The following is an 8,323-nucleotide window of genomic DNA, read 5'->3' on the forward strand; positions in this document are numbered from 1 at the left end:
CGCACGGCGTTCCTGTTCGCCGGTCAGGGCTCCCAACGCCTCGGCATGGGCCGGGAGTTGTACGACACGTACCCCGTCTTCGCGGACGCCTTCGACGCGGCCTGCGCCCATCTCGACACCGAACTTCCGCGCCCGCTGCGGGAGGTGGTCTTCGGGGACGACGCCGACCTGCTGAACCGGACGGAGTTCACCCAACCGGCCCTCTTCGCCCTGGAAGTGGCCCTGTTCCGGCTGCTGGAGTCCTGGGGCCTGCGCCCGGACGTCCTCGCCGGGCATTCGATCGGCGAGATCGCCGCCGCGCACGTCGCGGGCATGTGGTCGCTCGCGGACGCCTGCCGCCTGGTCGCCGCACGCGGCCGGCTGATGCAGGACCTGCCGTCCGGCGGGGCGATGGTCTCGCTCCAGGCCGCCGAGGACGAGGTCCAGCCGCTCCTCAACGACGAGGTGGGTATCGCCGCGGTCAACGGCCCCCGGGCAGTGGTGGTCGCGGGCGACTCGGAAGCCGTCGAGAAGATCGCGGCCCACTTCCGCGCCCAGGACCGCAAGGTCACGCCGCTGAGGGTGAGCCACGCCTTCCACTCGCCGCTGATGGAACCGATGCTGGCCGACTTCCGCAAGGTCGCGACGGGCCTGACGTACGAGCGGCCGAAACTGCCCCTCGTCTCGACGGTCACCGGCAAGGCGGCCACCCCCGACGAGCTGATGTCCCCGGACTACTGGGTGCGCCATGTGCGCCAGACCGTCCGTTACGCCGAGGCCCTCCAGGCCCTCGCCGAGCAGAGCGTCGGCCGCTACCTGGAGATCGGCCCCGACGGCACCCTCACCGCCCTCGCCCAGGCGTCCCTGGATGACTCCGGGGCCGCGGTGCTCGTACCGGTGCTGCGCAAGGACCGGCCCGAGGCAGCCGGCGCACTCGCCGCGCTTGCCGCACTGTTCGCCCACGGCGCCGACGCCGACTGGCAGGCACTCACCGGCGGCGACCCGACCAGGTCCGTACAACTGCCGACGTACGCCTTCCAGCGCCGCCGCTACTGGCCGAACCTCACCGGCGTCACCCTCGGCGACCTCGGTTCGGCAGGCGTCGGTTCGGCCGAGCACCCGCTGCTGGGTGCCGCCGTGCGGGTGGCGGGCAGTGAGGAGGCGCTGTTCACCGGGCGGCTCTCGCTCAAGACGCACCCGTGGCTGCGCGACCACGCCGTCACCGGCACGGTCCTCTTCCCGGGCACCGGGTTCCTCGAACTCGCCCTGTGCGCTGCCGGGCAGCTCGGCTACGACCGCGTCGAGGAACTGACCATCGCCGCCCCGCTGATCGTGCCCGAGCGCACCGGACGGCTGGTGCAGGTCAGGGTGGGCGCGCCCGACGAGTCGGACACGCGCATCGTGGAGGTGTACTCCCGCGCCGAGGAGGCGCTCGACACCGACCCGTGGACGCTGAACGCCAGCGGCTCACTGCTCGCGGGCCCGCCGGCCCCCGACACCGCGACACCCGACCTGTCCGCATGGCCGCCGCCGAACGCCGAGGCCGTCCCCATGGAGGGCTTCTACGACCGCTTCGCCGAGGCCGGATTCGCCTACGGGCCTGTGTTCCAGGGACTGCGCGCGGTCTGGCGGCGCGGCGAGGAGGTCTTCGCCGAGGTCGGACTGCCCGACGACCACGAGCGGCTGGCGGGTGACTTCGGCGTCCACCCGGCGCTGCTGGACTCCGCGCTGCACGCGATGATGTTCGTGTCCCTGGCGGAGGCCGGAGGGGGACGGCTTCCGTTCTCCTGGAGCGGCGTGTCGCTACGGGCGTCCGGCGCGCGGGCGTTGCGCGTACGGATGGTGCAGGCCGGCCCGGAAGCGGTCGCCCTGCACCTGGCCGACCCGACGGGCGGCCTGGTCGCCTCCGTCGAGTCGCTGCTCCTGCGCCAGGTCTCCGGCGACCTCGCCGCCCGTGCCGAGGCCGACGGCCACCGGGACGGCCTCTTCCAGGTGGACTGGCCGAAGGTGGCCCCGGCAGAGCAGGACACCTCCGGAACAGGCGATTTCGCGGTGGTCGGCGACACGGACCTCGCGTTCGGCGCGCCGGCGTACCCGGCCCTGGCCGAGCTGCCCACCACCGTTCCCGCAACCGTCCTGTTCGCCGCGGGCCCCGGCATCGGCGGCGCCACGGACGCGCCGGAGGCGGCCCGCGCCGCCACCGGCCGGGTCCTGGACGCCGTACGGGCCTGGCTCGCCGACGAGCGGTTCGAGCAGTCCCGGCTGGCGATCGTCACCGAGGGAGCCGTCACACTCGACGGAACAGCTCCCGACCCGGCCCTGGCCGCGGTGTGGGGCCTGGTACGGGCCGCACGCGCCGAGGCGCCCGACCGGTTCGCACTGGTCGACACGGACGGCACCGACGCGTCCCGCGCCGCACTCGCCCAGGCTCTGGCCTCGGGCGAACCGGAGATTGCACTGCGCGACGGCGTCCCGCACGCACCGCGCCTCGGCCGTGTCCCGGCGGGCGGCCACCTCCCGCTCCCGGCGGACCAGCCGGCCTGGCACCTGGACAGCGTGGAGAAGGGCACCCTGGACAACCTCGCCCTGACCGCCTTCCCCGAGGCGACAGCCGAGTTGACGGATGGTCAGGTCCGTATCGCCGTACGGGCGGCGGGCGTCAACTTCCGTGACGTGCTCAACGCGCTCGGGATGTACCCGGGCGAGGCCGGCCTGCTCGGCGGCGAGGGCGCGGGTGTGGTGACCGAGGTCGGTCCGGGGGTGTCGGGGCTGGTGGTCGGTGACCGGGTCATGGGCATGTTCCCGGGCTCGTTCGGGCCGGTGGCGGTGGCGGACGCGCGGACTCTTGTGCGGGTTCCGGCGGGCTGGTCGTTCGCGCAGGCCGCATCCGTGCCGATCGTGTTCCTGACGGCCTATTACGCGTTGACCGATCTGGGTGGTGTCAAGCCTGGGGAGTCGGTGTTGGTGCATGCGGCGGCCGGTGGTGTGGGTATGGCCGCGACCCAGTTGGCGCGGCATTTGGGTGCTGAGGTGTTCGGTACGGCGAGTGTGGGCAAGTGGGACACCCTGCGGGGCCTGGGCCTGGATGAGCGTCACATTGCCTCGTCGCGGGATACGGAGTTCGAGGCGGCCTTCCTTGCGGTGACCGGTGGTCGTGGCATGGATGTCGTGCTGGACTCGCTGGCGGGTGAGTTCGTGGATGCGTCGCTGCGGTTGCTGCCGCGGGGTGGCCGTTTCCTGGAGATGGGCAAGACCGATATCCGGGATGCGGAGGCTGTTGCCGCCGAGCATGCGGGTGTGACGTATCGGGCCTTTGATCTGTGGGATGCCGGTCCGGAGCGGATCGGTCAGATGCTGGACGATCTGGTTGTCCTGTTCGAGGCGGGGGTGCTGGAGCCTCTTCCGGTGACGTGCTGGGATGTGCGCAGGGCTCCGGAAGCCTTCCGGTATCTGTCGCAGGCGCGGCATGTGGGCAAGGTGGTCCTGACCGTCCCGGCCCCGCTGGACCCGGACGGGACCGTGCTGGTGACCGGTGGTACGGGTGGTCTGGGTGCGCTGGTGGCGCGTCATCTGGTGATCGGGCATGGCGTCCGGCATCTGCTGCTGGCCAGTCGCCGGGGCCTGGAGGCTCCCGGTGCTGAGCAACTCGTCGCCGAGCTTGCCGGGTTGGGTGCCGAGGTCGAGGTGGCGGCCCTGGATGTCGCCGACCGCGACCAGCTCGCCACCGCCCTCGCAGCGATTCCCTCCGGGCATCCGCTGACCGGTGTGGTGCACACGGCCGGTGTCCTGGACGACGGTGTGGTCGCCTCGCTCACCCCGGACCGGCTGGCCAAGGTCATGCGCCCGAAGACGGACGCCATGGCACACCTGCACGAGCTGACCCGCGACGCGGACCTGTCCGCCTTCGTGGTCTTCTCCTCCGTCGCGGGCACGTTCGGCAGTGCGGGGCAGGCCAACTACGCCGCCGCCAACGCCTTCCTCGACGCCTTCGCCGCCCTCCGCCGCTCCTCCGGTCTGCCCGCGGTGTCCCTCGCCTGGGGAGCCTGGGCGCCCGGCGCGGGTATGACCGCCGAGCTGACCGAAGCCGATCTCCGTCGTATGGCGCGCGGCGGCATGCGGCCGCTGACCGCAGAGCAGGGGCTCGAACTGCTCGACACCGCCGGTCTCCTGCCGGGGACGGCCCCCGCGCACCGGTCGCTGCTGCTGCCGGTGAACCTGGACCTTCAGGCGCTGCGGGCGCACGCCGAGGCCGTACCCCCGCTGCTGCGCGGCCTGGTGCGGGCGCCGGTGCGGCGGGCGGCGGAGACGGCGGGCGGGGCCGACGCCCGGCAGCAGGACCTCGGCGCGCGGCTGGCGACACTCGCCCCGGCCGACCGGGAGCAGTATCTGGTCGACCTGGTGTGTGCGCAGGCGGCGGCGACCCTCGGACACGCCTCGGCGGACGAGATCGAACCGGACCAGGCCTTCAAGGAGCTGGGCTTCGACTCGCTCACGGCCGTCGAACTGCGCAACCGGCTCAACGCCGCAACCAAGCTGCGGCTGCCGGCCACCCTGGTGTTCGACCACCCGACGCCGACGGTGCTGGCCGCTCATCTGCTTGAGGAGATCACCCTGCCGGAGGCGTCCGGCACCGGTACGGGCGAGGGCCCGGCCGCGGCCGCGACGGCGGGCCCGCTCCTGGTCGAACTGGATCGGCTGGAGGCCGCGCTCGCCGCCGCCACGGTCGGCGGTGACGACCACGCGACGATCACTTCCCGGCTGCAGCGGCTGACGGCGAAGTGGCAGGAACTGGCAACGAAGGGCAGCGGTGCCGGACACGACAACGGCACCGGCTCCGGGGATTCCGGAGCGGCAGTCACCGACGTCGACGACGGGGAACTCGACTCCGTCGAGACGGCGGACGAGCTGTTCGACCTGATCGACAAAGAACTCGGGATGTCGTGATCAGCCGCGGGAAACCGTTGGCATCGGCTCAGGGATGTGGCGTTGGTGGCTGAAGACGACAAGATGGACGACAAGTACGTCGAGTACCTCAAGCGGTTGACCGCCGAGCTGCGGCAGACGCGCCGGCAGCTGCGCGAGGTGGAGACACGGGACCGCGAACCGATCGCGATCGTGGCGATGAGCTGCCGCTATCCGGGCGGGGTGGACAGCCCGGAGGAGCTGTGGCGGCTCGTCGACGAGGGCGAGGACGCCGTCTCCGGGTTCCCCGCCGACCGCGGCTGGGACGTCGAGGCGGGCTACGACCCCGACCCCGACAACCCCGGCACCTTCTACGCGCTCGGCGGCGGCTTCCTGCACGATGCGTCCCGGTTCGACGCGGACTTCTTCGGGATCTCGCCGCGTGAGGCGCTGGCGATGGACCCTCAGCAGAGGCTGCTGCTGGAGATCTCCTGGGAGGCGTTCGAGCGGGCCGGGATCGACCCCGGCTCGGTGCGCGGCAGCAGCACCGGCGTCTTCGTCGGCGCCGCGACCTCCGGTTACGGCGTCGGCGTGAGCGAGTTCCCCGAGGGCGTGCAGGGCCTGCTGCTGGCGGGCAACGCCACCTCGGTCGCCTCCGGCCGTATCGCCTACACCCTCGGTCTGGAAGGGCCCACCGTCACCGTCGACACGGCCTGCTCCTCCTCCCTTGTCGCCCTGCACTGGGCCTGCCAGGCGCTGCGCCGCGGCGAGTGCGACATGGCGCTCGCGGGCGGGGTCGCGGTGATGGCCACCCCGGCGATGTTCTACGAGTTCAGCCGTCAGCGCGGTCTGGCGGCCGACGGCCGGTGCAAGGCGTTCTCCGACGACGCCGACGGCACCGGCTGGGCCGAGGGCGCGGGCATGCTGCTGGTGGAGCGGCTGTCCGATGCCCGGCGCCATGGCCACCCGGTGCTGGCGGTGGTGCGCGGCACGGCGATCAACTCCGACGGCGCCTCCAACGGCCTGACCGCCCCCAACGGCCCCTCTCAGCAGCGCGTCATCCGCGCCGCACTGGCCAACGCGGGTCTTGCCCCGGCGGACGTCGACGCGGTCGACGCGCACGGCACCGGCACCTCGCTCGGCGACCCGATCGAGGCGCAGGCCCTCCTCGCCACCTACGGCCAGGACCGTGAACAGCCGCTGTGGCTGGGCTCGTTGAAGTCGAACATCGGGCACACCCAGTCGGCCGCGGGCGTCGGCAGCATCATCAAGATGGTCGAGGCGATGCGGCACGGGATGCTGCCGCGCACTCTGCACGTCTCCGAACCGTCCCGGCACGTCGACTGGTCGGCGGGGGCGGTACGGCTGCTCACCGAGCCGGTCGACTGGCCGGAGACGGGCCGCCCGCGCCGCGCCGGTGTCTCCTCTTTCGGCATCAGCGGCACCAACGCGCACACCGTCATCGAGCAGGCCCCCGCTCCCGACCCCGCCGACCCGGCCGCGGAGCCGCAGGCGCCGGCCGTCGAGCCTCGGGCGCTGCCCGTCGTGCCGTGGCCGGTGTCCGCGCGAAGCGAGGATGCGCTGCGCGCCCAGGCCGCCCGGCTGCTGGACCGGCTGCGGCAGCAGGCCGAGCCGCCGAGTCCGGTGGACGTCGGCCATGCGCTCGCCACCACCCGGGCCGCCCTGGAGCACCGGGCGATCGTCCTCGCCCCGGACCACGAGACCGCCGTGCGTGAACTGACCGCGCTCGCCGAGGACACCCCGGGCACCGCGACCGTCCGCGGCCGCACCGTGCGTGGCGCGACGGCCTTCCTGTTCGCGGGTCAGGGATCCCAACGGATCGGCATGGGACGGGAGCTGTACGAGGCGTACCCCGTCTTCGCCGCGGCCTTCGACGCGGTGGACGCCGAACTGCCGTTCAGCCTGCGAGAGATCGTCTTCGATGACGACGCAGACCGGCTGAACCGTACGGAATACGCCCAGCCGGCCCTGTTCGCCCTCGAAGTGGCCCTGTTCCGGCTGTTGGAGGAGTGGGGCGTCGCCCCGAAGTTCCTGCTGGGTCACTCCGTGGGTGAGCTGGCCGCCGCCCATGTCGCCGGTGTCTGGTCCCTCGCGGACGCCTGCCGTCTGGTGGTGGCGCGCGGCCGGCTGATGCAGGCGCTCCCGGCGGGCGGCGCCATGACCGCGCTCCAGGCCACCGAGGAGGAGGTGCTGCCCCTGCTGGGCGACCGGGTCGGTATCGCCGCCGTCAACGGCCCGCGCTCGGTGGTGGTTTCGGGTGCGGCCGAGGCCGTCGAGGAGGTGGCCGCGCACTTCCGTGCCCAGGACCGCAAGACGACGGCCCTGCGGGTCAGCCATGCCTTCCACTCGCCGCTGATGGAGCCCATGCTCCAGGAGTTCCGCGCGGTCGCCGAGGCCGTCACCTACCACGCGCCCCGGCTCACGATCGTCTCCGACGTGACCGGCGAAACCGCCTCCCCGGCCGACCTCTGCTCGCCCGACTACTGGGTCCGGCATGTGCGCGAGCCGGTCCGGTTCGCCGACGGGATACGGCTGCTGGAGAAGCGCCGTGTGACCCGGTTCGTCGAACTGGGCCCGGACGGCACCCTCACCGCCCTCGCCCAGGACTGCTTCGGCGGCGAGGGGCCGATGGCCGTGCCCACGCTGCGCAAGGACCGGACCGAACCCGCCGCGCTGATGGCCGCGGTCGCCACGGCCTTCGCACACGGCACGCAGGTCGACTGGCCGGCCGTCTTCGCGGGCACCGGAGCACAGGCCGTGGACCTGCCGACGTACGCCTTCCGCCGTGAACGGTACTGGCTGGAGGCGACCCCGCCCGCAACACCGGACACCGCCGAAGGCGGCGCCGGGGACGCGGCCTTCTGGACGGCCGTCGAGGACGAGGACATCACCGCCCTCGCCGACACCCTGGACGTCGACGAAGGGCTCGTCCGCCCCCTCGTACCCGCCCTGTCGTCGTGGTGGCGCGGCCGCCGCGAACTCGGCCGGGTGGACGGGCTGCGCTACCGCATCGGCTGGCAGCCCGTCGACCCCGCCGCCGACACCCCGCTCACCGGCCGCTGGCTGGTCGTCGTCGCCCCCGGCACCGCCGACCACGCCCAAGTCCGTACAGTGGCCGCCGCGCTGGCGGCACGCGGCGCCGAGCCGGTGCTGTGGGAGTGCGCGCCCGACGAGGAGCGGGCCGCACTGGCCGCCCGGCTCGCCGACGCAGGCACCCTCGCGGGCGTCCTCGCACTGCCCGCCGAAGAGCCCTCAGCCAGCGACGGGGAAGAGTCCCCGGCGGACGTCCTGTTCCGGACCGTACGGCTCGTGCAGGCGCTCGGCGACGCACAGGTGACCGCCCCCCTGTGGCTGGCCACCCGCGGTGCGGTGGGCACCGCCGCCTCCGACCCCGCCCCCGACCCGTCGCAGGGCGGGCGGT

Annotated in this window: 2 protein-coding genes; both read left to right on the forward strand. The window is 73.2% G+C overall.

Translation table 11 applies throughout. From position 1 onward, the window contains the following. Positions 1–4,923, forward strand: a 4,923-nt coding sequence (locus ABT186_RS46865; protein WP_351930537.1) for an SDR family NAD(P)-dependent oxidoreductase, incomplete at its 5' end; no start/stop codon positions are given. 63 nt (positions 4,924–4,986) lie between these two features. After that, on the forward strand, positions 4,987–8,323 hold a 3,337-nt coding region (locus tag ABT186_RS46870; protein ID WP_502973548.1), incomplete at its 3' end, for a type I polyketide synthase.

It is taken from the genome of Streptomyces sp. NPDC001634 (assembly GCF_040298185.1).
GTDB lineage: Bacteria > Actinomycetota > Actinomycetes > Streptomycetales > Streptomycetaceae > Streptomyces.